Consider the following 24721-nt stretch of genomic DNA (forward strand, 5'->3'; position numbering starts at 1 on the left):
CGGAGCGCCGGAACGGGTGGTTTTCGCGGGGGGAGGCACGGGGGGCCACATCTATCCGGCGGTGGCGGTGGCCCAGGAGCTTTCTCGCCGCCGGCGAGGTCTCGTCGTGGTGTTCATCGGCACCGGATCGGCGTTCGAGAAGCGGGTCGTGGAAGGGCACGGCTTCCAGCTCCTGCGCGTGAGCTCCCGGGGACTTCTGGGACGGAGCCTGTCGGCCCAGATCGCGGCGCTCTTCCAGACCGCGGCGGGGCTGCTCCAATCGATGCGCATCCTCTGGGAGCTGAAGCCGCGCGTCGTGATCGGCGTGGGGGGATTCGCCTCGGCCCCGGCGGTGGGCGCCGCCATCCTGCAGCGCATCCCCACGATGGTGCAGGAGCAGAACTACTCGCCGGGCCTGGCGAACCGTATCCTCGCCCGATGGGTGGATCGCATCGCCGTCTCCTTCGAGGAGACGAAGGAACAGCTGGGAGGCCGCGGCGAGGTCACGGGCAACCCGGTCCGCACCGAATTCTCGGCGGTGAAGCCCAAGTCGCGGGGAGCGATCTTCGCGCTGCTCGTCTTCGGGGGAAGCCAGGGGGCCCGGGCCATCAACGAGAAGATGGTGGAAGCGCTCCCGCATCTGGCGCAGCGGAGGCTGGGATTGAGGATCGTCCACATGACCGGCGAGAAGGACCGGCAGGCGGTGGAGGAGGCCTACCGGAAGCACCGGCTGGAGGCGGAAGTGACCCCCTACCTCGAGCGGATGGCGGACGAATACGCGCGCTGCGATCTGGTGATCTGCCGCGCGGGCGCGACCACGGTGGCGGAGCTGACCGCCTGCCAGAAGGCCTCGATCCTGATTCCCTTCCCCAGCGCGGCGGGCGACCACCAGCGGCTCAACGCGGAGAAGCTCGAGAAGGCGGGGGCGGCCGTGGTCCTGCGCGAGTCGGATCTCACGGGGGAGCGGCTGGCGCAGGCGATCGAGTCCCTCGCCGCAAGTCCGGAGAGGATCACGGCCATGGAGCGTGCGGCCGCGCGGCTGGCCCGCCCCGACGCGGCGGCCCGGGTCGCCGATCTGGTGGAAGAGCTGATGGCATGAAGAAAGTCCGGCAAGTCCACTTCGTCGGGATCGGCGGAATCGGGATGAGCGGGATCGCGGAGGTGCTGCTGAACCTGGGATACGGGGTGTCGGGATCGGACCTCGCGGCGAGCTCCGTCACGCGAAGGCTGGAAGACCTGGGGGGGAAGGTGGCCATCGGGCACGAGGCGGGAAACGTGAAAGGCGCCGACGTCGTGGTGACGTCCTCCGCGGTGCGCCCCGGCAACGTCGAGGTGGCCGAGGCGCGGCGACTCCAGATTCCCGTGATTCCCAGGGCCGAGATGCTCGCGGAGCTGATGCGGATGAAGTACGGCGTCGCCATCGCCGGAGCGCACGGCAAGACTTCCACCACCTCCATGGTCGCCCAGGTGCTCTCCGGCTCCAACCTGGATCCCACCATCGTCATCGGCGGGCGTCTGGAAATCCTCGGAAGCAACGCCAAGCTCGGCAAGGGAGATCTCCTCGTGGCGGAGGCCGACGAGAGCGACGGCTCCTTCCTCCATCTTTCTCCGACGATCGCCGTCGTGACGAACCTGGACGCGGAGCACCTGGACCACTACGGCACCTTCGCGAAGCTTCAGGACGCCTTCGTCGACTTCCTGAACAAGGTCCCGTTCTACGGCGTCGGGATCGTCTGCCTGGACGATCCGGCGATCCGCGAGATCCTGCCGAGGCTCGAGCGGAAGATCGTGACCTACGGACTGGAGGGACGGCCCGACCTGAGAGCCGAGGGGATGGCGATGAAGGAGTTCAGCTGCCGCTTCGAAGTTTCCTGGAAAGAGAAGCCCCTCGGCAGCGTGGAGCTGCGGGTGCCGGGACTCCACAACGTCAGCAACAGCCTGGCGGCCATCGCCGTCGGATTGGAGCTGGACCTGCCTTTCGACTGGATCGCCTCCCACCTCTCCCAGTTCCGGGGCGCCGACCGGCGCTTCCAGCTCAAGGGGGAAGCCAACGGGATTCTGGTGATCGACGACTACGGACACCATCCCTCGGAGATTCGGGCGACGCTCCGGGCGGCCCGGCGGGGCTGGAGCCGCCGGACGGTCGTCGTCTTTCAGCCTCACCGCTTCTCGCGAGCAGCCGCTCTCCACGACGAGTTCGCGCGCAGCTTCGAGGACGCCGACGTCCTGGTGGTCACCGACATCTACCCGGCCGGCGAGAAGCCGCTCCCGGGCGTCTCCGGGGAGAGCCTCGCCGAGGCCATCCGGCGCCAGGGCCACCGCGACGTGACCCTGGTGTGCGATCTGAAGGAGGTCCCCGACTTCCTCCTTTCCCGGGTCCGCCCCGAGGACATGGTGATCACGATGGGAGCGGGCTCGGTCTGGAGGGCGGGAGAGGAGTTCCTGAAGAGGCTGGGGAAGAGTTCGTGAAGAGCCGGGCGCAGGCGGCGAGGCGCCACGAGGAACGGGACATGGCGGGAAGCTGGGCGGAAAAGGCGACGGAGATCCTGGAGGCCTCCGCGGTCCCCTACGAGCGGAGCTTCCCGCTCGCTCGGCTGACGACCCTGGGAGTGGGCGGGCCCGCCGATTTCCTGGCGCGCCCCGATTCGGTGCCGGCGATCGCCCAGGCTCTCGAGGCGCTGACCAACGAAGGGATCCCTCTGGCCGTCCTCGGGGCGGGATCCAACCTCCTGGTCTCCGAGGCCGGCTTCCGCGGCGTCGTCGTGTGTCTGGCCGATCTGCTGGACGAGCCGCGGATCGACGGGAACTTCGTCCGGGCGCCGGCCGGATGGAGGCTCCCCTCGCTCGTGAGCCGCCTCACGCCCCTCGGGCTGTCGGGCCTGGAGTGGGCGGAGGGGATCCCGGGGTCGGTGGGGGGATCGGTGCGGATGAACGCGGGGGCTTTCGGCGATTCGATGCAGTCGACCGTCCGGGAGGTGGCGGTGCTCGACCTTCAGGGACGGGTGGAGCGGCTTCGGGTCTCCCCCGCCGATTTCATCTACCGCGGCGCCCCGTTCCTGCGCGACTCGATCGTCGTGGAGGCTCTCTTCGAGACGACGCCCCGGCCGCCGAAGGAGATCGAGGAGATCGTCCGCCCCTTCCGGGAGCACCGGCGCCGCACGCAGCCCACCGGCGTGCGCAGCTCGGGCTGCATCTGGAAGAACCCCCCCGGCAGCAACGCCGGCCGCCTGATCCAGGAGGCCGGGCTCAAAGGAACGGTCCACGGGGGGGCGAAGATCTCCGAAGTGCACGGCAATTTCATCGTGAACACCGGAGGCGCCACCTTCTCCGACGTGATGATCCTGGCCGAGCGAATTCGCGAGACGGTCCTCAAGCACGCGGGCGTCTCCCTGGAGATGGAGGTGGTGATCTGGCCGTGATCCCTCCGATCGTTCCCAGCACGGACGAAAGGTTCCTGCGGCTGACGCGGAACGAGCAGGTGCGCAAGCGGCGGCGCGCCCGCTCGCTGATTCGCGCGGCGGCCTGGGCCGGCCTGCACCTGGCGGTCGCGGGCGTCGTCGGGCTGGCGGCGTGGGGGGCGTATCGCTACCTCACGCATTCCGAGCGGTTCCGGGTGACGCGCGTTCTGGTGGCCGGCGGCGGCTACGTCCCGGAACGGGAAATCAAGCGAGTCACCGCGCCGTTTTTGGGCAAGAACATCTTCGCCGCCGACCTCGGGGCGCTGCAGTCGCGGCTCGAGTCGCAGTCGTGGATCAAGACCGCCCGGGCGAAGCGGCGCATCCCCGACGTGCTCCTGATTCAGATCGAGGAGCGGGTCCCGGAGGTTCTCGTGAAGGTGCGCGACGGGATCTACCTGGCCGACGGCGAAGGCACGCTGCTGGATCGCTTCGGACCCGAATACGCCGATTACGACTTCCCGATCCTCACCGGACTGGACTCCGCCGGACGGGACACCCTGAAGCGGAAAGTGGCGCGCGGCGCGACGTTCGTGAACTACCTCTACCGCACCCACCCCCAGCTCGCGGATCAGGTCTCGGAAATCGACGTCGAGCGGGACGACGCCCTCGAAGTGAGGCTGAACGACGGCGGGCCGCCGCTGAAAGTGAGCCCGGACGCCTTCGAGCTGAACCTCGACAACTATCTGGCCATGAGGAACTACATCGCATCGAATTACGGCGACGTGAGATATGTCGATCTGAGATGGAAGGATCGCCTCAGCATCCTGCCGGCGGAGGGAAGGAGCAGCGAAGATGGCACGAAGCGCTAAGCACATCGTGGGTCTGGACATCGGCACGACCAAGGTCTGTGTCACCGTCGCCGAGCCTAACGAGAACGGTTCGCTCGACATCGTCGGGTTCGGCACGTGTCCTTCGAAAGGCCTCCGCAAGGGAGTGGTCATCAATCTCGACGCCACGATCGACTCCATCAAGTCCGCGGTGGAAGAGGCGGAGCTGATGGCGGGGGTCAGCGTCGAAAAAGCCTTCGTGGGGATCGCCGGGGGGCACGTCCGCGGCTTCAACAGCCGGGGCGTGGTCGCCATCTCGGGGAAGGATCACGAAGTCACCCGGGCCGACATCGCCCGGGTCCTGAATGCCGCCCGGGCGGTCTCCATCCCCCCCGACCGGGAGATCTTCCACGTGCTCCCCCAGGAGTTCATCGTGGACGACCAGGAAGGGATCGGGGATCCCGTGGGGATGACCGGGACCCGCCTGGAAGCGAACGTCTACGTCGTGACCGGCTCGATCTCCGCGGTGCAGAACATCGTGAACTGCGTGAACCGCGCGGGCATCGAGGTCGAGGACACGGTCCTGGAGCAGCTGGCCGCCTCCGAGGCGACGCTGACCACCGATGAAAAGGAGATGGGGGTGGCCATCATCGACGTCGGTGGCGGCACGACCGACCTGGCGCTTCTCGAGCGGGGAGCCATCCGCCACATCAGCATCCTTCCCACCGGCGGGGACCACTTCACGAACGACATCGCGGTGGGGCTCCGGACGCCCGTTCCGGAAGCGGAGCGGATCAAGAAGAAGTACGGCTGCGCCGTCCCCGGCCTGGTGGGCGAGGAGGACACGATCGAGGTGCCCAGCGTGGGCGGGCGGAAATCGCGGGTCCTCTCCCGGCAGATTCTCTGCGAGATCATTCAGCCCCGGGCGGAGGAGATCTTCTCCCTCATCAACGAGGAGATCGTCCGCACGGGGTTCGACAAGTCCATCAATGCCGGTGCGGTCCTTACCGGAGGCGGATCGATCATGGAAGGCATCCCGGAAATCGCCGAGGACGTCCTGGACATGCCGGTCCGCCGCGCCGCCCCCGTCAACGTGGGGGGGCTTTCGGACGGCGTCAACAGCCCGCTCTTCGCCACGCCGGTCGGCCTGATCCTCTTTGGCCACCGGCACCGGACGCGGCGCGTGGAGGTCCAGCCGCCCACCAACCCGTTTTTCTTCGTCCGTATGGGAGAGCGGATGAAGACCTGGATCCAGGAGCTGTTTTGAGCCAGAAGGGCGGCCGAAGCATAGGGCCGGGGCAGAGCTGCCTTCCCGGTTTCGACCGGGAAGCCAAACCGTCAGGGGGACAATCGATGATCCGCATGGAAGACCCGGAGCCGGGCAAGGACAAGAAGGCCAGCGTGACGTTCGCCGAAACAAGGGACATCGGCGCCAACATCAAGGTCGTCGGAGTGGGCGGCGGGGGAGGCAACGCCGTCAACCGGATGATCGCGAACAATCTGCAGGGGGTGGAGTTCATCGCCGCAAACACCGACTGCCAAGCGCTGCGCTCGTCGAAGGCGGCGGTGCGCCTGCAGATCGGATCCAAACTGACCAAGGGGCTCGGCGCCGGCGCCAATCCCGACGTCGGCCGGAACGCCGCGCTGGAGGACTCGGAGAAGATCCTCGAGCTGCTCAGCGGCGCCGACATGGTTTTCATCACCGCCGGGCTCGGCGGCGGGACGGGCACGGGGGCGACCCCCATCATCGCGAACCTGGCGCAGGAGCTCGGGGCGCTCGTGGTGGCGGTCGTGACCAAGCCCTTCTCGTTCGAAGGGAAGCGCCGCAAGGAGCAGTCGGAGCAGGGGCTGCGCGAGCTCCAGGAATGCGTCGACACCGTGATCGCCATCCCGAACGAGAAGCTCCTGTCCACCGTGGACAAGAAGATGGCGCTCGGCGCGGCGTTCCAGTACGCCGATGACATCCTGCGCCAGGCGGTGCAGGGCATCTCCGACCTGATCACGATCCCGGGGGAGATCAACCTCGATTTCGCCGACGTGAAGACGATCATGGCGGGCATGGGCATGGCGCTCATGGGCACCGGCATCGCCCGCGGCGAAAACCGCGCCATGGAAGCCGCCCAGAAGGCGATCTCCTCGCCGCTCCTCGAGGACGCCGCCATCGACGGCGCCAAGGGGATCCTCATCAACATCACCGGCGGCACCGACATGACGCTGCACGAGGTGTCGGAAGCTTCGACGCTGGTCCAGAAGACCGCCGACGCGGAAGCCAACATCATCTTCGGGACGGTCATCGATCCCACCATGACCGACGAGATGAAGGTCACGGTGATCGCCACGGGGTTCAAGGACCCGTCGACGCCCGTCGTGACGCCCCGCGGCCGGGAGGCGTTCTCCATGCGGGATCGCGGAGGCTTCGAGCACCGGATCTCCGACACGCCCGCTTTCATGCGGAAGCAGCAGCAGCGCGCCGTGGAGGCAGCGAGCTTCTCCCCCTCGGAGGAGGCCGCCCCCGCATACGCTTCGCTTCAAGACGAGCTCGACATCCCGACATTCTTGAGGAAGCAGATGGATTAGCTGGATCGCCTTGGGCGGGAACGGCAACGTTCCTTCTGGGGGACGGAGCGAAGGAGCCCAGCGGTCGACGGCATGGGTTCCCCGCTCACTGGCCCGACCCGCATAAAGCGCGGGTGCCCCGGCCCCTGCTCACAAGCCCCGTTCCGCCCCGGCCCCGATGAACTCCAGGAGGGACGGGGAGGTCACGCGAGCGGCGGCGGCTCCCTCGAGTACCTTCATCGACCCGCGCTGAGGGCGGGCCCGACAGACGGATGAAGGACTCGTGATCGGCGGGTTGGGTGGGTCTTGCGTGAGGGAAGGGTCGCGCATACAATGCGCGCCAGCGACTGCCGTCTCCCGAAGCCGGTGTACGCCCGGTGGACGCTTTGCGGGTGGAGCGGGTCCTGCAAAACCTTTACAAGATCCTGGTCGTCGACGACGAGCCCGAGAACGTCCAGCGCCTGACCGAGTGGCTCCGCCGCGAGAGCTTCGTCGTCACCGCCGCCGCCAGCGCCCGGGAGGCGCTCGAGATCGTGCGGCGCGAGATGCCGGATCTCATCCTGTTGGATCGCTCGATTCCCGCTCTCTCCGGCGGAGGCGTCGCCCGCGAGCTGAAGAGCGACAGCCAGCTTGGAATGATCCCCATCATCATGCTGACCGACGGCTCGGGGCCTCCGGCCGCCTCCGAAGTCCTCGCGGAAGGCGCCGACGACCTGATCTCCGATCCGACCGACTTCGCCGAGGTAAGCTCCCGCGTCCGGACGATGCTGAAGAAGCGGGACGTGTATCTTCAGCTCGAGCGCGCCAACCAGGAGCTGAAGGAGGCGAACAACCGGCTGCAGCAGCTCCTGGTCCGGGACGAGAAGACCGGGCTCCTCAACTACCGCAGCTTCGAGCAAAGGCTCCAGGAGGAGTTCCGCCGGGCCCGGCGCTACCGCGAATACCTTTCCCTGATGATGCTCGACCTGGATCACTACAAGGCGATCAACGACCAGTACGGGCACCTATGCGGGGACGACGTCCTGCGCGAGTTCGGGCGCATTCTCGCCAGCAGCGCCCGCGAGACGGACCTGGTGGCGCGCTACGGCGGGGATGAGTTCGTGATCCTCCTGCCGGCGACCGCCGGCCCTCCGGCGTTCAAGCTCGCGGAGAGGATTCGCCAGGCGATGGAGAGCCACCGCTTCGATCTCGGAGGCAGCAAGGTGACGGTGACTTCCAGCCAGGGAATCGCCACCTATCCCGTCAACAACCGGATCTTCAGCCACGAGGACCTGGTCCGTCTCGCCGACAAGGCGCTGTACGAGGCGAAGGAATCGGGCCGGAATCGTTCCGTGCTGGATCCCCTTTCCATCCGGAGCCGTGATTAATCCTCCCTCCGCGGGCGCGATCCCGTCCCGGCGCCGTCCCTATGAAACCATCACGGCGGCGCTCCTTGGTCTCTGCTCGTTCCTCGTCACCGCGGCGGCAGGGCCCGCCCTCGCCGCGGGGCGGCCGCCCAAGCCGGCGCAGAGCTATGGAGCGGGCAAGGTCTTCAAGCCCGAGTTCAAGGATCTGGTGCGCCATGCCGACCTGATCGTCGTGGGGCGGGTGAGCCAGATCGGGGGCATCCCTCACCCTGGACCTTCGCGCCAGCGTCCCGGCTCGCGCAAGTACGCCTACTGGGAGGACAGCTACGCCCTCCTGGAGATCGAGCAGGTCGTCAAGGGAAAGGCTCCCGGCAGAACCGTGCGGGTGGCGTTCCATTCCGATCTCGAAGGCGACAAGACGAATTATCAGGCCGGAAAGAAGTACATCGCCTTCCTCCTCCGGCCGACGAAATATCCCGACAGCTACACGACCGCCCACTTCCATTACGGCCAGTACCGGATCAACGACCAGGGGAAGGCGGAGCGGGTCGCCGATCCTTCCGAAATCAGCAAGCCCAGCTCGACGGTGATCGACAGCGTGCGCCAGGCGATGGGATCCGCGGGAAAAGGGTCGTGATTCACTCCCCTCCGGAGGTGGTCTACTCGAGGGGCTTCACATACCGAATCGCGGCGCTGCTGCTCGCCCTCCTGGTCGCCTTCGGCCTTTTCTATTTCCATGCGCGCCTCCGGCGGGAATGGTCCTGGGGTCTCGGAGCCCTCACGGCGCTGTTCCTTCTCCTGTACTGGAAGCGCGAGGCGGGGAAGGTCGTCGAGATCCACTCCGAGGGGATGGTCGTTCGCAGCGGCGCCTCCGCCCGGGCGATTCGCTGGGAAGCGGTGCGCGAGGTGCGCTACCGGGCGATCGTCTCGCGGGGAGGAGGCCTCCTGGGCCTCCTGTTCCGGGCGCTCCTGCACGGATTCTCCCGCCGCTCCACGGGGGTCGACGAGCGCAGCGTCTCGATCCGCTGCGCGCTCCTCGCCGACTCCCAGGCTCCCCTCGTGCTCACCTCCGGCTGGAGCCGCGCCGGCGACGCGGTCGAGAAAATCCTGGCGCGCGTGAATCCCCGCCTCATCCAAGAAGCCCTCAACCAGGTGCGGACGGCGGGCCGAGCCGAGTTCGGCCCCGTGGCGATCCAGCACGACTCGATCCTCCGGGGCCGGAAGCGCGTGCGCTTCGCCGAGGTGGCCTCCTTCGGACTGGAGTCAGGGCGCTTTTTCGTGAAGAAGCAGGGGGCGTGGCTGAACGTCATCCAGATGCCGGTCGCGAAGATTCCGAACGCTTTCGTCCTGGTGGAACTGCTGCGCCAGCTCGGCGTTCCGGGAATGCGGCCGGGCACTCTCGCTTCGGCTAACTTCCGAGGTTGAGGCGGGAGCCTGGGGGCCGCGATCGGCCGCGCGCCGGCTCCAAGCCGAATCAGACGGGGCGCCTCGGAAGGGCCGTCTTGGCAGCCGAGAGCGCGGGCTTCCGCGACCGCGGCCGCAGCCCGGCACTGCCTTTGAGAATCAGGGCGGAATAGGGGCAGAAATCCCGCAAGAAGCACGCCTCGCACCGGGGACGGCGGGAGATGCAGATCTGGCGGCCATGCAGGATGAGCTGGAGGGAGAAGTTCGACCAGCGCGATTCCGGAACGAGCTTCATCAGATCGAACTCCACCTTGACCGGATCTTCGTGGCGGGTCAAGCCGAGCCGGCGGGAAACCCTTCCGACGTGCGTGTCGACCGTAATTCCCGGAATGCCGAAGCTGTTCCCCAAGACGACGTTCGCCGTCTTGCGGCCGACTCCCGGGAGAGTGACCAGATCCGCGAGCCGGGGAGGAACCTCTCCGGCGAAGTCCTTCACGAGCTTGCGGCAGCATTCCCGGATGTTGCGCGCTTTGCTTCTGAAGAAGCCGGTCGAACGGATCAAGGCTTCCAGCTCGCGCAGATTCGCCCGGGCGAAAGCCCGGGCGTCGGGATATTTTCGGAACAGGGCGGGCGTCACGAGGTTCACGCGCGCGTCGGTGCACTGCGCCGAGAGAATCGTCGCCACGAGGAGCTGAATCGGGCTCTGGTGGGACAGCGCCGTCTCGGACTCTGGATAATGCTCGTCGAGAAGCGCGAGAATACGCTCCATTCGACGCGGGTCGACCGGCTTGCCGGTCCGGTTTGCCATCAGTCTCTCCCGGGAACGGCGCATCTTACCATGGTCTTCGGCGCCCGATCGCGCGCCTCGCGGCGGCCGGCGCCCGGGCGCAGAGCCGTGATATAAGCGGGGGCAGGAGGGGACTTGGAGCGCCGCGAGACCGAGATCAAGCTCGCCCTTTCCGGGCCCCGCGCGCGCCTCACGGCCCGCCTCAGGAGCCTGGGAGCATGGCTCGAGCTTCCCCGTCACTTGGAAGACAATTTTCTCTTCGACGATGCCGACCGCCGAATCTCGCGGACGCATTCACTCCTGCGCGTCCGCTTGACACCGAGCGGGGCGTCCCTGACCTTCAAGGGTCCCGCGAGGGTGATTCACGGCTTGAAGTCCCGCGCCGAGCTGGAGACCCGATTCTCCGACGGCGAGACTCTCTTGAAGATCCTCGATCGTCTCGGGATGCGCTGCGGCTTCCGCTACCAGAAGTACCGCACCCTTTATCGGCTCGGAGCACTGCATATAGCGCTGGACGAAACACCCATAGGCACCTATATAGAGCTCGAGGGTAGCCGGCGCGCTATCGAGAGGCTTTCGAGGCGGTTAGGGTTCGGCCGAGACGACTTTATAACCGGAACCTACCACGACCTGTTCGTTACATACAAAAGAGCTAATCGGATCCGAACCAGAAATATGCTATTTGGTATCGTTTAGACCCATGTCTATGGATTGCCTTGGGTAGTTTTGAAGGGGTGAGCAGAGTTTCGATCCGGACTAGAGCGGTTTTCATCTCATGTCGTCCGGCCGACTCTTGAGGCCCGGCTGCATACCGGAGGAGATATGAAAGCGATGGTGCTCGCCGCCGGCCTGGGGGAAAGGATGAAGCCCTTGACATGGGATCGCGCCAAGCCGGCTCTTCCGCTTCTGAACCGCCCCTCGGTGCTCCATCTCCTCGAGCACCTCGCGCGTAACGGCGTGGACCAGGTCGCGATCAATCTGCACTACTGCCCCGACACGGTCCGCGTGCTGGAGCCCGAGATTCGGGCTCTCGGATTGAACGTCTTCTTCTGCCCCGAGCCAACGATCCTGGGGACCGGCGGCGGCTTGAAAAACGCTGAGGAATTCCTGCGGGATGGAACGCTGATCATGGCCAATGCCGACTTCGTCACCGATTGCCCTTTGGCGCTGGCGCTGGAGCATCATCGCCGAAGCGGCGCCCTGGCGACGCTCGTCCTGACGCCATTTCAAGAGGGAACCGAATACGGGGCCGTGGAGATGGGTGATGATCATCGGATCGTGCGCATCGCGGGACATCCGGGACCTGGGACCGGAAAGCCGCGCTACCATTTCACCGGAATCCACATCCTTGAACCCGCGATATTCCGGGAGATCCCGCCCGCCGTGAAGAGTGAGATCAACCGCGAGATCTATCCGAAGCTCATCGAAAGAGGCGAGCGCATTGTCGGGTATGTTCATGCCGGCTTTTGGCGCGAGCTGGGGACCCCTCAGCGCTACTTGCAGGGTTCCCTGGATCTGATCAGGCTTGGCGACGCCGGCTACATGCAGAAGATGCGTTTGCGGGAAGGGGTGTACAGTGCCTCCCCCTTGTCATCGCTGCAGGGAAGCATCGAGCCGGCTTTCCTCGCCGGAGCGGATCTCCAGATGTCCTCCGACAGCTTCGCGGCGGAGGTCGTCCTCGGGAATCGGGTGGTCCTGGGCCGGCAGTCGCGCGTAGTGCAGTCGATCCTGTGGGACAGCGTGAGAATCGAGGAAAGCTCTTCGCTCACGGAGTGCCTCGTCGCATCCCGAGTCACGATTCCCGCAAGAACCAGCCTGACCCGCCGGGTCGTCCTGGATGAGGCGAGCTACAGGGGCGATCGCGGCAAGCTGGAGCGCTCCGGAAGCCTCCTCCTGGCTTCGTTCTAGATCCCATGCGAAAGGACCCGGGGCTCGAGGCTTTCGCGCATCGTAACTTCCCGCCCGGCAGCCGCATCACGCAGCTCAAAGGAGACGCCTCCACCCGGCGGTTCTTTCGCGTCGAGCCTCCGGACGCTCCCAGCATCATCTTGATGCTGTTTCCGGAGGCCTTCGATTGGAACGACTCCGCGCTGCGCTCGAATCACGAGCATTTCGAGCGTGTCGGAGTCCCGGTGCCGAAGATCCTCGGCGTCTTCCCGGAGCAGGGGATCGTGCTCCAGGAGGATCTGGGCGACACCACCCTTCAATCGGCGATTCTCGCCGATCCGGGCTACGACCGGGCGTCCCGCTATCGAGAGGCCATCGACGTCATCGCGCTGCTCCAGGATCGGGGAACGCGCCAGCTGCCCCCCGCCGCCGCGGCCCGGAAATCGGCGCTGGACGAAGCGAAGCTCCTGGCGGAGCTGGAGCACTTCTACCGGCACTTCGTGCTCGGCTATCGTGGCGCGCATCCCTCCGCCGACGAGGCGGCGCAGCTCGCCAGCTTCTTCGGCTACCTGGCTTACTCGCTCGATGGAGCCCCGCGAGTCCTCTGCCACCGCGACTTCCAGTCCCGCAACCTGATGATCACGCCGGAGGGCCTGAAAGTCATCGATTACCAGGACGCCCGAATGGGGCCGGCGGCCTACGACCTGGCCTCGCTGCTGCGCGATTCGTCGCTGGACCTCGCGGCGGAGCTCCGGGAGGAGGGGATCCGCTATTTTCTGGCGCAGCGCCCGGCGCTATGGGAGGAGGCCTTCCGGGAGGAGTTCGAAAGGACGGCTCTCCAGAGGAACATCAAGGATCTCGGCACGTTCGGATACCAGGTGCATCATCTCGGCCACCCGGACTACGAACGCTACATCCCGCGAACGTTGACGATGGTGCGCGACGCGCTGCTCCGCGGGCGGCAGTACCACGGGATCTTCGCGGCCTTCGAGAAGCACGTCTTCAGCGGCCGCGGCTGACGAGCAGATCGGGCGCCCCGTTCGCCGTCGCTCCCCGCAGCGCGAACCGCAGGCGCGCCGAGACCTCGCGAACCGCCTCGAGCAATTCGGCCGGATCCGCCCGGAAGGCCACGATCCGGCACCCTTCGACGCGCCGTCCGGCGCGCACCTTCCACCCCATCCCCCTCCAGCCGATCTTCTCGCCGCGCGGCCCTCCGGCCGGATCGGCGGCGAGCGCCGCCAGGAGAAAGCCCTGCTCGAGCTCCGGGAGGATCTCCTCGGGCCGCCGGCTGCCGGGCACGATGAAGAGATTCGATCCGGCGATCCGCGGGAGCTCGCGGTAGGAAGCGCGTCCCGCCGTTCCGGGGCGGCCGATCTCATCCGCGCGCGGCCGGCGGAGCCGATCGATCCGGACGCCGGCTTTGACCAGGGTCAACCGGCCGGTCGGATTCCCCTCCCCGTCGAATGGAGCGCTGGCGACGCCGCCCGCGAGGCCGCCGTCGTCGACGACCGTGACCGCCTCGGAGCCGACGCGGAGGAACCCGGTCTCCCGCGACCCTTCCGCGTCCCGGGCCTCTTCCAGGAGTTCGGGCTCAAGCCGGCGCAGCAAGCAGACCGCGGCCGGCGCCTCGATGAGGAGATCCGCCCCGCCGATCTCCATCACGGCTCCGGCGGGACGGATTCGATCGAGCTCCTGGGCCGATTCCTTGAAGGCCTCGAAATCGGGTCCCGGCGCAACCCGCTCCAGATGGAACGTCGGGCCGCCCGCCTCGGCGCGCGTGAGCCGGAGCAGCGCCAAGGTCCGCGCGTAGCCGGCCCGCAGCCCGCGGCTGTTCACCAGGGCGACTCGGGAGATTCCGTCGCGATAGGCGGCGCTCGTCGGCCGGAAGCGTCCGGGAGCGGCGGCTCGCAGCGCGTTCTCCAGCAGGCCCCGCTTGTCGGCGGGGCTCATGCGGGTCACGTTGTCGTCGATCAGCCCGTCCGGATCGCTGAAAGGCCGCGCGGGCCGAGGGGCGGGGAAGGCGGCGCCCGAGCGGCCCGCGGCGGAATCCTTGAGCGCCGAGACGGCGAGCCGGATCATCTCGCGCGGCCGCAGGTCGCTGCCCCACGACGAGAAGGCGTGCCCGAAGTTTCCGCGATCGTCGAAGACGCGCAGCGCGATGCCGCGTTCCGAGCCTCCGGCAAGCGTGGCGAAGCCGCCCGCGAGCGCGATGCCGGTCGTGGAGCTCGTCTTGAGATAGACCTCCGCCTCGAAGGCGCCGGCCAGGAGGGCCTCCTCCACCATCCCTTCCGCCCAATCCAGATCGGCGGGGATTTCCGCCTCGAACGAGGCGGAGGGTTCTTCGGGTTGTTTCGAGGCCATGCTTGGGCTCCGCCGCCGTGGAAAGACGCCGCCAGCAGACGGCCGAGGATAGCATGCCCGCGTCGCCGGCTCCTTTCCCCACCGTCCGGAAGGCAAATTCTCGGCTCGGGAGCCAATCGACGCTGGCTTCCCCGCCTCCGCTGCGCTAAATTTCGACCCGTGACTGTCGCCCGGTCCGGCACCATCGCCGCCAAATCGATCGATCGCAAGCCCGAAGCGCCGCGGGCGCGGCTCGCCTGGGATCGCTCCGCCCACCTCCGGGCGCTCGGGGAGCGCGTCTACGACATCGTCGTCGTGGGGGGCGGCGCGACCGGATGCTCGGTGGCCCGGGACGCGGCGCTGCGCGGCCTGGACGTCTGCCTGGTGGAGCGCTCGGATCTGGCCTTCGGCGCCTCCTCCCGCTCCACCCGGTTCATCCACGGCGGAATCCGCTACCTCAAGACGTACGAGTTCGGGTTTGTTCGCGAAGGGCTGCACGAGCGATCGATCCTGATGGCGGTCGCTCCCCACCTCGTCAAGCCGATGCAATTCCTCTATCCCGCTTACCGGGGCGGCACGACCTCGCGCTTCGCGCTGCGCCTCGGCGTGGGGCTCTACGACTTGCTCGCGGGAAGGAAGCGCCTTTCCGGCTCGCGGCTCCTTTCGCTGTCCGACACGCTCGCGCTCGAGCCGAGGCTCCGCGAGCAGGATTTGACCGGATCGGTGCTCTACACGGACGCGGGGACCGACGACGCCCGGTTGGTGATCGAGACGGCGGTCGCGGCGGTCGAAGCGGGGGCCACGGTCGCGGTGCACGTCGAGGCGGAGCGCATCGTGCCTTCCGAGACGGGGCCGGCCGTCCTCATTCTCCGGGATCGTCTCTCGGGCGCTCCGTTGGGAGCCCGGGGAGCGGTCGTCGTCAATGCCGCCGGCGCCTGGGTGGGCGGCATCCTCGACGCCCCGATGCGGGCGGAGAAGCCGCGCGCCACCGCGCTCCTGCGGCCCAGCCGCGGATCCCACGTCGTGATTTCCGAGTCGGCGCTGCCGCTGACCCGCGTCGTGGTGATGACGTCGCGCTCCGACGGACGAATCCTCTTCGCGGTCCCCTCCGGCGGCTTCACCTATCTCGGCACGACCGAAGTGCCTCACGAGGGCGGCCTGGACGAGGTGCGCGCCGGCGCCGAGGAAGTCGACTACATCCTCTCGGTCGCCCGCGGCGCGTTTCGCGACTTCTCCGTCTCGCGCGATCAAGTTCTCGCCACCTGGTCGGGAATCCGGCCGCTGCTGGATCGCCCCCATCAGCCGACCGGCAGGCTGTCGCGCGACTTCCGCGTCATGCAGGAGGCCCCCGGAGTGGTGACCGTCGCCGGCGGGAAGCTGACCTCGTGCCGGCGGATGGCCGAGGCGGCGGTCGATCTGGCGGCGCAGATCCTGGCGAACCGCTTCGGGCGGCGGGCCGATGACTGCATCACGGCGTGGAAGCTGTTCCCCGGGGCGGAGGGACCGACCCGCGGAGGGGACGACGACCTTCCGCCGGGGCTCGATCCGGACGTGGCCCGCCATCTCACCGGGACCTACGGCTCCCGCGCGGCGCGGATCCTCAAGAAAATCGCTTCCAACGCCCCCCTGGGCGTCCCCTTCGTCGCCGGCTGCGCCGCCACCCCCGCCGAAGTGATCCACGCGGTGGAGTGCGAGGGGGCGGTGCGCCTCGGCGATCTTCTCTACCGCCGCCTGCATCCGCACTTCGTGGAAGCCCGGATGGCGCGGCCCGAGGGAAGGGATCTGGCCCTCGGCGCCTCGCGGGTGATGGCGGCCTGGCTGGGATGGAACGAGGCCCGGCGAGCGGAAGAGGTGGAGGCGGCGGTGGCCGAATGGCAGCGGAGCTTCGCGGTTCCCGGGAAGCGCTGAGCGGGCGCGCTCCGCTCAGCCGGGGCGGACGGCGAGCGATCGCAGGCGCAGCGTCGGTTGCCCCACGGCGACCGGAATCTTCTGTCCTTCCTTCCCGCACGAGCCCGCACCCGTTCCGAAACGGAGATCTCCGCCCACGCGATCGATGCCGCGCAGCGCCGACACGCCGTTTCCGGCGATCGTGAAGGGGCGCAGCGGCGCCGTCAACCTTCCATTTTCGATGAGGCTCCCCCCTTCGGCGCGGAAGAGAAAGTCGCCGGAGGCGGCATCGACGCTTCCTCCCGAAAGGCGGCGGACGTAGAGGCCGCGCGGCGTCTCCCGGACGATGGCGTCCGGGTCGTCCGTGCCGGCCATGAGAAAGGTGTTGGACATTCGGGGGAGCGGGAGATCCCGAAACGATTCGCGCCGGCCGTTCGCGGTCGTGCCGCCCCCGAGCCGGGCGCCGGTGATCCGGTCGGCCAGGAATGCCTTCAATCGGCCGCGCGCGATCAAGACCGTGCCGCGACAAGGCGATCCCTCGTCGTCGCAGGCGTATCCGCCTTCGAGCCCCGGCTGCGTCGAGTCGTCCATGGCCCCGACGAAATCGGCCGCCACTTTCTCGCCCAGCAGATTCCGGAAGGGAGAGGCGTGATTCAGGACGAGGTCCGCTTCCAGGGCGTGCCCGCAGGCTTCGTGAAAGAAGACGCCGCCGGTCCCCGGAGCCAGCACGACCGTGGCTTCGCCGGCGGGAGCCTCCCGGGCGTCCCGCGCTTCGATCGAGCGCCCGGCCTCGCGGCCGATCTCCTCCTCCGGATGGCGCGCCAGCAGCCGCTCGAGATCGACGGCGCCCGCGCCCAGGACGATCCCGCCGCCGGGCAGTGCCAGGCGGCAGGTGAGGACGGCGCGCTCCTGCACATCGGAGCGCGGCGCCGCGCCGGCGAGGGCCACGCGGATCCAGCGCCGCCGCGTCTCCAGCGACAACTCGAAGGAGAGCGCGGGCCCGAGCCGCCCGGTGAGTCGCCGCGCGAGCGTTTCGAGCGTAGCAGCGAGCGCCGTTCCGTCCCGTTCCCGGAGCGCGCCGCCTTCGGCCGGATCGGGAGCCAATCGCCGCTCCCGGCTCCCCGCCGCCGGGACGCCGGGGGCTCCCGCCTCGAGGCGGCGGCAGGCTGCGAGAATCCGTTCGGGATCGAGGCCTTCCTCCGAATGGTGCGTCTGCTCGGCGGGTCCCACCCGGCGCACCGCGAACCCCTCGCGCATCCCGGGAACGAGGCGCGGGCCTCCCGACGGCCCCCATTCGACGCGCCGCGTCTCGCAGCGTTCGAGAAACAGCTCCGCCCACTCGACGCCGGGCCGCGCGGGAACGGCGCCGATCGCCTGGGCCAGGAGATCGTCGGAAACGAGCGAGGCGAGAGGATCGCGCATCGATCGATGATTTTAGCCCGAATTATTCACAAAGCTCCTACTGCGACCGCGGATCTGGCCGCCCTGACGGGCGTCCTGTGATGGCAGCCATCTCCACGTTCTCGCTACGGACCTTCATGAATAACTCGGGCTCTAGGGCCCCGGGCCGCCGCCGGTCAATCGCCCCGCCGCGCCCGGCGCGGGGCCACGCCGATATCCGGAGTGGGCCTCAGGGCGCGGATCAGGCCGGCGTTGGCGGCCGGAGGCGCCCTCTGCTACCATTTTTCGACTGTTTCTCGAGCGGAGATTCGAGATGTCGACAATGAACGGAGATCCGAGGCGCCGCCGCGGTACCAGAGACGCGGCGCGAGCCGCCCGCTGGGCGGTGCTTCTCGGCTTCCTCGCCCCGGCGCTCGCCGGCGCCGCCAACGAATATCAGATCGATCTCAGCCTGGATCCCGCGCGGGGGACGCTCCATGGCGTGGAGAAAGTCGTCTACAAGAACGACACCGAGGCGCCCTTGAACGTCGTGACGATCGAAGCCCCCGGCCTTCCGGGAACCCCTCCCGGAAACGAGCGGTGGCACATCGTCTCGGCGATCGATTCGAAAGGGAGGACCCTGACGCTCGCCTGGAAGCCCGAGCAGCAGGCCTACACCGCGGAGATCTCTCCGCCGCTCGGCGCCGGCTTCAAGACGACCCTCACGGTCGAGTACGATCGTCCCATCGCCCCCGTCGAGAGCGCCGGCGGATACCTGAACCTCCACGATCGCGACGGGGGCGCCTGGTACTTGAAGTTCCGCGCCTATCGCGCCGGCTCCTTCGGAAGCGACGACTTCAAGGACATGACGGTCAACATCACCGCGCCGGCGGGCTGGATCGTCGCCTCGACGGGCGCCTCTCCGCCCAAGGCCGCCGCCGGCCGCGTGACACGGGTCGCCAAGCAGGTGAGGAATTTCGCGCTGGCGGCGAGCGACAAATTCAAGACCGTGAAGGGAGCCGCGGGCCCGGTGCCGATCACCGTCTATGCGCTCGACGGTCAGGACGCCTGGGCGCGCAACGCTCTCGCCGAGGCGATCGAAGCGGTCGGCTTCACCAGCGCGTTCCTCGGGGCTTTCCCGCCTCCCCAGGTGGCGGTCCTGCCCGCCGGGCCGGGGGAGGAGACGGGGAGCTCCTCGACCCATCTGATTTACGCTCCGGTGACCGAGAACGCCGGTCTTCTTCGCGAAGCGATCTCGCTGCAGGCGGCGCGGCTGGTCTGGGGCTGGAGCATCGGGGATCCGTCGGACGCCGTCCCCTTCGTGGCCAACGGGGTGTCCGCCTGGTGCCAGCAGAACTACCTCGCCAAGAAGAACGGCATCGATCTGCACGAGCAATTCCTGAGATCGGGCGTCAACGACACCTTCCTGGTGGGCGTCCTGAGGGGCTACGACACGACGCTCATGCGCAGCCGCGCCGAGCGCGCCGCGCTGGACTGGGACTTCGATCGGATCGTGGCGCGGGCCAAGTCGGCCGCGGTGATCCACATGCTCGGCGGGATCCTCGGAGAGGACAAGCTTCAGGAAGCGCTCCGCGGCATCCTGAAGGCCCACAAGCAGCTGATCCTCACCGATCGCGACTTCCAGGGCTTCGCCCAGGCGGCCTCTCCGGCCCGTCTCGACGGCTTCTTCGAGCAGTGGCTGCGGACGAAGAACACGCTCGACTACTATCTCAGCCACGTCCGGGCGGTGAAGACCGACGCCGGCTACGAAGTCCACGCCGACGTCTACAAGACGGGGACCGGCGCGATGCCGGTGGAGATCCTGGCCGAAGACCTCACCGGAGCCCGCGTGCGCTCCGTGTTCCCCGCCGATCGAAGCTCCGGCGAGCTGGTCGTTCCGCTGAAGGCGCCGTTCGCCTCGATCCTCCTGGATCCGCGCCATTATCTTCCTCTGATATCCCGCGTCGGGCCGCGGGCGCGCCTCGACCTCGCCGAGACGTTGATCGCGGAAGGCAAGCTGCTGCGCGCCGACGAGCAGATCGATCAGGCCATGAGCGACGCCCCCCAGGATCCGCGGGCCCTCTTCCTGAGAGGCAGGGTGCTGAAGGAACGCGGCGATTGGAAGGCGGCGCTCGCCCTGTGGGCGAAGGTTCTTTCGCTGGCGCCTTCGCCTTCCGACCCGGCGCGGATCTGGGCGCAGATCTGGACGGCGCGCCTCGCCGATCTGCAGGGAAAGCGCAGCGAGGCCACGGCGCTCTACAACGCCGTGGCCGCCCTTCCCGACGTCCGCGGATCGCGCGCCGCCGCCGCGGCCGGCCTCGAGAAGCCGTATGAGGACGCCTGGCCCCCGCGCCTGCCCTGACTCCCTCGTCTTGACATTGCCGCGCCGCCCTGTGGTAGATTGCCTGCGACTGGAACGCTCATAGGCGCAAGGAAGAGCCCGGACAATAGGGAAAGCGGTGTAAATCCGCTGCGGCCCCGCCACTGTCAGCGAGGACGAAGCCCGTCGCAACCCACTGGGGGAGACCCTGGGAAGGGGACGGGCCGAGGATGATTCGCGAGCCAGGAAACCTGCCTATGGGACGAGGGAATCCCCTTCGAAGGGAAGGTGCAGGATTCCGCGTGACCCCGGCTCTTCCGCCGGGGCTTTTCTTTTTCCGGCCCCATGAGCCTTCCGCTTTGGGCGCGGCGCCCGCGGTGAAGGCCTCTGGTGAAACCCTCCCGACTCACTCCCGGCCGGCTGTTCCGCGTCGTCCTCCTCCTGGCGCTGCTGCTCGCCGCCGCGATGCTCGGGGCGCTGGCGATCGGCGCCGTGCGACCCGGGGCGGCGGCGCTTCTCGCGGCGCTCGTCGGACGCTCCTCTGACACCCAGCTCGCCGCCATTCTCTGGCAGATCCGCCTCCCGCGGATTCTCCTCGCGGCGCTGGCCGGAGCCTCCCTGGCGTGCGCCGGCGCCTCTTTCCAGGCGGTTCTCCGCAATCCCCTGGCGGATCCCTACATCCTGGGAATCTCCGGGGGCGCCGCGCTCGGAGCGATCCTCGCGGTAACCTCAGGCGCCGAGAGCCGGCTGCCCGGCTGGCCCGTCCGTCCCCTCGCGGCGTTCGCCGGCGCCTGCGCCACCGTCGCGGCCATCTTCGTTCTGTCGCGCTCGCGAGGCCGCGTCGCCTCCACGCCGATGCTCCTCATCGGGTGGATCTTCAATTCCCTGTTCCTGGCCCTGATCCTGTTTCTCGAGAGCGTCGTCGATTTCTCGCGGGTGCACGGGGTGATTTTCTGGCTCGTCGGCACGCTCTCGCCGCAGTCCTACGCGGTCCTGGCGACTCTGGCGCTGCTGACGGGCACCGGCTTCCTCGTCCTGCTCACCCAGGCCAGGAGGATGGACCTGATCTGCGCGGGAGAAGAGACGGCCCGCCAGCTCGGAGCCGACGTGGAGCGCGCCAAGATCATCACGCTCACGGCCGCCTCCCTGATCACGGCCTCGGTCGTCTCGTTCAGCGGATTGATCGGATTCGTCGGCCTCATCGTGCCGCACGCCGCGCGCTTCCTGTTCGGGCCCGACCATCGCCTTTTGCTGCCTGCCTCCGCGCTCCTGGGGGCCGCAGGACTGGTCGTCGCCGACACGCTCGCGCGCACGATGCTCGCCCCCACGGAGCTGCCCGTCGGCGTCCTGACCGTCCTGCTCGGGGGCCCCGCCTTCATCTTTCTCTACCGGCGCCGCCAGGCGGAGACTCCCTTTGACTGACATCCTCGCCGCCGAGCGCCTCAGCTTCGCCTATCCAGGACGCTTTCGCTTCAGCGAGCTGTCGCTCGCGCTTCCCGAGGGAGCCGTCGCGGCGGTGATCGGCCCCAACGGTTCGGGGAAGACGACGCTGCTCCGGCTCCTCACGGGCGTGCTGCGCCCGGAGTCGGGCAGGATTCTCCTCCAAGGCGCGGACCTGAGCCGACTCTCGGCTCGAGAGCGGGCCAAGGTCCTCGCGGTGGTCCCCCAGGAATCGCGCCTCGTCTTCGACTTCACCGTCCTCGAGACGGTCTTGATGGGGCGGTTCGCGCATGTGGGCCTCCTGGGAATGGAGAGCCGCGAGGACGTCGACATCGCCGAGCGCTGCCTGGCCGAGGTGGGGCTCGAAGGGGCCGCTTCGCGATCGCTCGGCGAGCTGAGCAGCGGCGAGCGCCAGAGAGTCACGATCGCCCGGGCGCTCGCCCAGCAGCCCGGCGTGCTGCTGCTGGACGAGCCGACCAGCTTTCTGGACCTGAAGCACCGCCTCCAGATCTACGAGATCCTCGTCCGTCTCAATCGCGCCACCGGCCTGACCGTCCTGACCATCTCCCACGACGTGAACCTGGCGGCGCGCTATTGCCGGATCCTATGGCTGCTGCGCGAAGGCGCCGTGATCGCTTCCGGAACTCCGCGAGAGGTCATCACCGAAGCCGGAATCCGAACGCTCTACGGCACCGACGCGGAGATCCAGACCGATCCGCGCACCGGCGCTCCCTACGTCATCCCCTACCCCCCGGTCCCCCAAGGAGGTGCCCGATGAAGCGAATCCTGGCGATTTTCGGCGTGATCGTTCTGGCGCTCGCCGCAGCCCCCGGCGAGGCCGCCGGCGCCTCATCCTCACCCTCGGACGGCAAGCAGGCCGGATCCGAAGGCGCCGCCGCCGGCGAATCTCCGTCTTCGCCGGACGAGGAGACGCGTTCTTCCGCCAGCGCGCGCCGCGACCCGTCGCAGCCCGCCGACACCGGTCTCGTCGAGAAGGTGCGGGTCACCGCGACGCGCCTCCCCGGCGCTCCGGAGGAAGCCTCCCGGATCCCGGCGCACGTGACCGTCTACACGCGCCAGGAGATCCAGGCTTCCGGAGCGGCGACGCTCCAGGATTTCCTCGCCCTGCGCAGCGATTTCGTGGTGTTCGACGAGGTGGGCAACGGCCTGGAATCGACCGCCGACCTGCGCGGGTTCAACACGGGATCCCTGGCCACCGCCGCGCTGGTGGTCGTGGACGGCGTGCGCGTCAACGAGCCCGACACCGGTTACGTCAACTTCGAGCTGATTCCGCTCTTCGACGTGGAGCGCGTGGAAGTGATCCGCGGCAGCAGCTCGGCCCTGTTCGGGGAGGGAGGCCTCGGAGGGGTCATCAACGTCGTGACCCGGAGCGGCGGTGACGCCGCGCGCCTGGAAGCCGCCCTCTCCGGCGGGAGCTTCTCCTCGAAAACCGCCGCGGTCTCCTCCGGCGGCCGCCGGGGCAGGCTCTCGTACCACGCCGGGCTGGGGTACCTCGGCTCGGACGGTTTCCGCGACAACTCGGGCACCCGGGCTTCGTCGTTCGCAGGGAAGGCGGAGTGGCAGCTCACCGCGAATCAAAGCCTCGGCGTCGACCTGACGGCGGAAACGAATCATCTCGACCAGCCCGGCGCGCTGACCGCCGCGGAGCTGCGGCAGAATCGCAAGCAGAGCCCCTTCAACAAGAACGATTTCAGCGCGACCGATCTCTACCTTCCGGGCCTTCGCTACCGGCTTCTGCGCCCGGGCGGCTTCTCCCTGACTTCCCGGCTTTCCTTCCGCGACAGCGCGGAAGACGGGTTCAACGGGGGAAGGAGCGGACTGGGCTCGCAATCGGAGGTCGACCGGATGGGCCTGGCCTGGACGATCCAGGCGGCGCAGGAGAAATCTTTCGGGGCGAGATCGAACCAGGCGGTTCTGGGGGCCGAGATCGCGCGGGATCGCTTCGACACCGGACAGATCCGCACCGATTCCGAAGGGAATCCTCTTCCCGAGAGCGACTTCTCGCACTCCGTGTCGCACGCTGATTCGACCCGGCGCTTCCTCGGGCTCTTCCTGCAAGACACCTTCCAGTTCGGCCCGAAGGTCTCGGTGACCGGCGGGGTGCGCCTCGATCGCATCCGCCTGGCGAGCAGCGGGCGCCAGGCCTCCTACGATTTCTCCGCGGCCCCTCCGGTCCTCACCGAAGGCGAGACGGGCGGAGACCGCGACTTCTCGCAGGTTTCCCCCCGGCTCGGAGTCAACTTCAACCCGGGGGAGAAGACCGCGCTCTACGCCGGATACTCGCGCGGTTTTCGGGCGCCCACCGTCATCGAGCTGTTCGCCTTTCCGATTTTCTTCTCCAACCCCGATCTCGATCCGGTGCATTCCGACGACTTCGAGGCGGGCTGGAGCCGGCGGGTGGGAGAAAGCTCGACCTTGTCGCTGAATGGATTCTGGATCGACGTGCAGGATGAGATCTTCTTCGTCCTCACCGACCCCTCCCAGTTCCTCGGGATCAACCTGAACCTGCCGCGCACGCGGCGCCGGGGGGCGGTTTTCACCGCCGGAACACGGCTGGGCGAGCATTTCCTCGGGGAGCTCGGGGCGACTTACACCGACGCGGCTTTCCGCACCTCCTTCGACGACGCCAACATCGGCAGCCGCGTCGAGAAGGGGGATCGTCTCCCGCAGATTCCGCGTCTGAAGTATTCGGCCCGTCTCGACGTCATGCTGGGCGGGGGATGGAAGGCCGGTCTCCAGGACATCTACGTGGAGCGGCAGGTCCTCACCTCCGATCTGGGGAACGACGCTCCGCAACTGCCGCCCTACAACGTGCTGAACGCCCGGATCTCCTACGCGCGGGGCAAGTGGGAGGGCTTCTTCCAGGCCGACAACGTCCTCGATCGCCTGTACAGCACCCGGGGGATCTACGCCTTCAATTTTTCCTCTTTCTCCTTCGATCAGTTCTACACGCCCGCGCCGGGGCGGCATTTCCTCGCGGGGGCCACGTTCCGATATTGAACCGTCCGCTGCCCGCCGATTGACGGAGAGCGACTGACAGGCAGTTTCAGGCCCTGACATTTGACGTTCGCCTGGCTCCGTCAACGCTGCTTTGTCCGCCGAAGACTCAAAATCTAACCGCTTGGATTTCCAGCGCTTCGAAAGGGCCG

The 24721-nt window shown here is 68.0% G+C and carries 20 protein-coding genes and 1 riboswitch; of the genes, 17 read left to right on the forward strand and 3 right to left on the reverse strand.

The window, feature by feature from the left end:
* The first annotated feature begins 16 nt into the window (after window positions 1-16).
* From murG to VGR67_08025, 9 genes are all read left to right on the forward strand, one after another.
* On the forward strand, window positions 17-1078 hold the full coding sequence (gene murG, locus VGR67_07985; GenBank protein ID HEV8336336.1) for an undecaprenyldiphospho-muramoylpentapeptide beta-N-acetylglucosaminyltransferase: 1062 nt from the start codon (window positions 17-19) through the stop codon (window positions 1076-1078).
* Window positions 1075-2448, forward strand: a complete 1374-nt coding sequence (gene murC, locus VGR67_07990) for a UDP-N-acetylmuramate--L-alanine ligase (GenBank protein HEV8336337.1) — start codon at window positions 1075-1077, stop codon at window positions 2446-2448. The genes murG and murC overlap by 4 nt, the downstream gene beginning before the upstream one ends.
* Window positions 2445-3398 carry a UDP-N-acetylmuramate dehydrogenase gene (murB, locus tag VGR67_07995; protein ID HEV8336338.1) on the forward strand — a complete coding sequence of 318 codons (954 nt, stop codon included), beginning with the start codon at window positions 2445-2447 and terminating at the stop codon, window positions 3396-3398. The genes murC and murB overlap by 4 nt, the downstream gene beginning before the upstream one ends.
* A complete protein-coding gene (locus VGR67_08000) occupies window positions 3395-4246 on the forward strand; it encodes an FtsQ-type POTRA domain-containing protein (GenBank protein HEV8336339.1) in 852 nt (283 codons plus the stop codon). The genes murB and VGR67_08000 overlap by 4 nt, the downstream gene beginning before the upstream one ends.
* The gene (gene ftsA, locus VGR67_08005; protein ID HEV8336340.1) at window positions 4230-5471 is read left to right on the forward strand and encodes a cell division protein FtsA; all 1242 of its coding nucleotides are present in this window, start codon (window positions 4230-4232) and stop codon (window positions 5469-5471) included. The genes VGR67_08000 and ftsA overlap by 17 nt, the downstream gene beginning before the upstream one ends.
* 86 nt (window positions 5472-5557) lie before the next feature.
* Window positions 5558-6781: a cell division protein FtsZ gene (gene ftsZ, locus VGR67_08010; GenBank protein HEV8336341.1), complete on the forward strand. Its 1224-nt coding sequence runs from the start codon at window positions 5558-5560 to the stop codon at window positions 6779-6781.
* A gap of 356 nt (window positions 6782-7137) precedes the next feature.
* A complete protein-coding gene (locus tag VGR67_08015) occupies window positions 7138-8127 on the forward strand; it encodes a diguanylate cyclase (GenBank protein ID HEV8336342.1) in 990 nt (329 codons plus the stop codon).
* The gene (locus VGR67_08020) at window positions 8120-8743 is read left to right on the forward strand and encodes a hypothetical protein (protein ID HEV8336343.1); all 624 of its coding nucleotides are present in this window, start codon (window positions 8120-8122) and stop codon (window positions 8741-8743) included. Before VGR67_08015 ends, VGR67_08020 begins: the two co-directional genes overlap by 8 nt.
* Window positions 8740-9531: a DUF6585 family protein gene (locus VGR67_08025; protein ID HEV8336344.1), complete on the forward strand. Its 792-nt coding sequence runs from the start codon at window positions 8740-8742 to the stop codon at window positions 9529-9531. The genes VGR67_08020 and VGR67_08025 overlap by 4 nt, the downstream gene beginning before the upstream one ends.
* A 49-nt stretch (window positions 9532-9580) precedes the next feature.
* Here the strand turns inward: VGR67_08025 and nth are convergent, their stop codons facing one another.
* A complete protein-coding gene (gene nth / locus VGR67_08030; protein ID HEV8336345.1) occupies window positions 9581-10318 on the reverse strand; it encodes an endonuclease III in 738 nt (245 codons plus the stop codon).
* Window positions 10319-10432: 114 nt separating this feature from the next.
* On the opposite strand from nth, the gene VGR67_08035 reads away from it, so the two are divergent.
* The 3 genes from VGR67_08035 to VGR67_08045 all read left to right on the forward strand — a co-directional run bounded on the left by VGR67_08035 (window position 10433) and on the right by VGR67_08045 (window position 13203).
* Window positions 10433-10993, forward strand: a complete 561-nt coding sequence (locus tag VGR67_08035; protein HEV8336346.1) for a class IV adenylate cyclase — start codon at window positions 10433-10435, stop codon at window positions 10991-10993.
* 126 nt (window positions 10994-11119) lie between these two features.
* On the forward strand, window positions 11120-12205 hold the full coding sequence (locus VGR67_08040) for an NDP-sugar synthase (protein HEV8336347.1): 1086 nt from the start codon (window positions 11120-11122) through the stop codon (window positions 12203-12205).
* Window positions 12206-12210: 5 nt separating this feature from the next.
* Window positions 12211-13203: a phosphotransferase gene (locus tag VGR67_08045; GenBank protein HEV8336348.1), complete on the forward strand. Its 993-nt coding sequence runs from the start codon at window positions 12211-12213 to the stop codon at window positions 13201-13203.
* Here the strand turns inward: VGR67_08045 and VGR67_08050 are convergent.
* Window positions 13187-14545 carry a metallopeptidase TldD-related protein gene (locus VGR67_08050; GenBank protein ID HEV8336349.1) on the reverse strand — a complete coding sequence of 453 codons (1359 nt, stop codon included), beginning with the start codon at window positions 14543-14545 and terminating at the stop codon, window positions 13187-13189. The genes VGR67_08045 and VGR67_08050 overlap by 17 nt on opposite strands.
* A 159-nt stretch (window positions 14546-14704) precedes the next feature.
* Here VGR67_08050 and VGR67_08055 point away from each other — a divergent pair, with 159 nt between their 5' ends.
* A complete protein-coding gene (locus VGR67_08055) occupies window positions 14705-16432 on the forward strand; it encodes a glycerol-3-phosphate dehydrogenase/oxidase (GenBank protein HEV8336350.1) in 1728 nt (575 codons plus the stop codon).
* A gap of 15 nt (window positions 16433-16447) precedes the next feature.
* Here the strand turns inward: VGR67_08055 and VGR67_08060 are convergent, their stop codons facing one another.
* Window positions 16448-17833 carry a TldD/PmbA family protein gene (locus VGR67_08060; GenBank protein ID HEV8336351.1) on the reverse strand — a complete coding sequence of 462 codons (1386 nt, stop codon included), beginning with the start codon at window positions 17831-17833 and terminating at the stop codon, window positions 16448-16450.
* 292 nt (window positions 17834-18125) lie between these two features.
* On the opposite strand from VGR67_08060, the gene VGR67_08065 reads away from it, so the two are divergent.
* From VGR67_08065 to VGR67_08080, 4 genes are all read left to right on the forward strand, one after another.
* Entirely contained in the window at window positions 18126-20153 is a 2028-nt protein-coding gene (locus VGR67_08065) for a hypothetical protein (GenBank protein ID HEV8336352.1), read from the forward strand.
* A gap of 45 nt (window positions 20154-20198) precedes the next feature.
* A riboswitch (cobalamin riboswitch) is annotated at window positions 20199-20385 on the forward strand.
* A 116-nt stretch (window positions 20386-20501) separates the two neighbouring features.
* Entirely contained in the window at window positions 20502-21533 is a 1032-nt protein-coding gene (locus VGR67_08070; protein HEV8336353.1) for an iron ABC transporter permease, read from the forward strand.
* Complete coding sequence (locus VGR67_08075; GenBank protein ID HEV8336354.1) at window positions 21526-22329, forward strand: ABC transporter ATP-binding protein; 804 nt, start codon at window positions 21526-21528, stop codon at window positions 22327-22329. The genes VGR67_08070 and VGR67_08075 overlap by 8 nt, the downstream gene beginning before the upstream one ends.
* Window positions 22326-24572 carry a TonB-dependent receptor gene (locus VGR67_08080; GenBank protein HEV8336355.1) on the forward strand — a complete coding sequence of 749 codons (2247 nt, stop codon included), beginning with the start codon at window positions 22326-22328 and terminating at the stop codon, window positions 24570-24572. Before VGR67_08075 ends, VGR67_08080 begins: the two co-directional genes overlap by 4 nt.
* Window positions 24573-24721 lie beyond the last annotated feature (149 nt).

It is taken from the genome of Candidatus Polarisedimenticolia bacterium (assembly GCA_036004685.1).
In the GTDB taxonomy this organism is placed as follows: Bacteria; Acidobacteriota; Polarisedimenticolia; order Gp22-AA2; family AA152; genus DASYRE01.

Coding starts and splice junctions, on each gene's coding strand:
- murC (HEV8336337.1), top strand. CDS start 1,075: ATGAAGAAAGTCCGGCAAGTCCACTTCGTCGGGATCGGCGGAATCGGG.
- VGR67_08050 (HEV8336349.1), bottom strand. CDS start 14,545: ATGGCCTCGAAACAACCCGAAGAACCCTCCGCCTCGTTCGAGGCGGAA.
- VGR67_08065 (HEV8336352.1), top strand. CDS start 18,126: ATGTCGACAATGAACGGAGATCCGAGGCGCCGCCGCGGTACCAGAGAC.
- VGR67_08080 (HEV8336355.1), top strand. CDS start 22,326: ATGAAGCGAATCCTGGCGATTTTCGGCGTGATCGTTCTGGCGCTCGCC.
- VGR67_08040 (HEV8336347.1), top strand. CDS start 11,120: ATGAAAGCGATGGTGCTCGCCGCCGGCCTGGGGGAAAGGATGAAGCCC.
- nth (HEV8336345.1), bottom strand. CDS start 10,318: ATGGCAAACCGGACCGGCAAGCCGGTCGACCCGCGTCGAATGGAGCGT.
- ftsA (HEV8336340.1), top strand. CDS start 4,230: ATGGCACGAAGCGCTAAGCACATCGTGGGTCTGGACATCGGCACGACC.
- ftsZ (HEV8336341.1), top strand. CDS start 5,558: ATGATCCGCATGGAAGACCCGGAGCCGGGCAAGGACAAGAAGGCCAGC.
- VGR67_08045 (HEV8336348.1), top strand. CDS start 12,211: ATGCGAAAGGACCCGGGGCTCGAGGCTTTCGCGCATCGTAACTTCCCG.
- VGR67_08060 (HEV8336351.1), bottom strand. CDS start 17,833: ATGCGCGATCCTCTCGCCTCGCTCGTTTCCGACGATCTCCTGGCCCAG.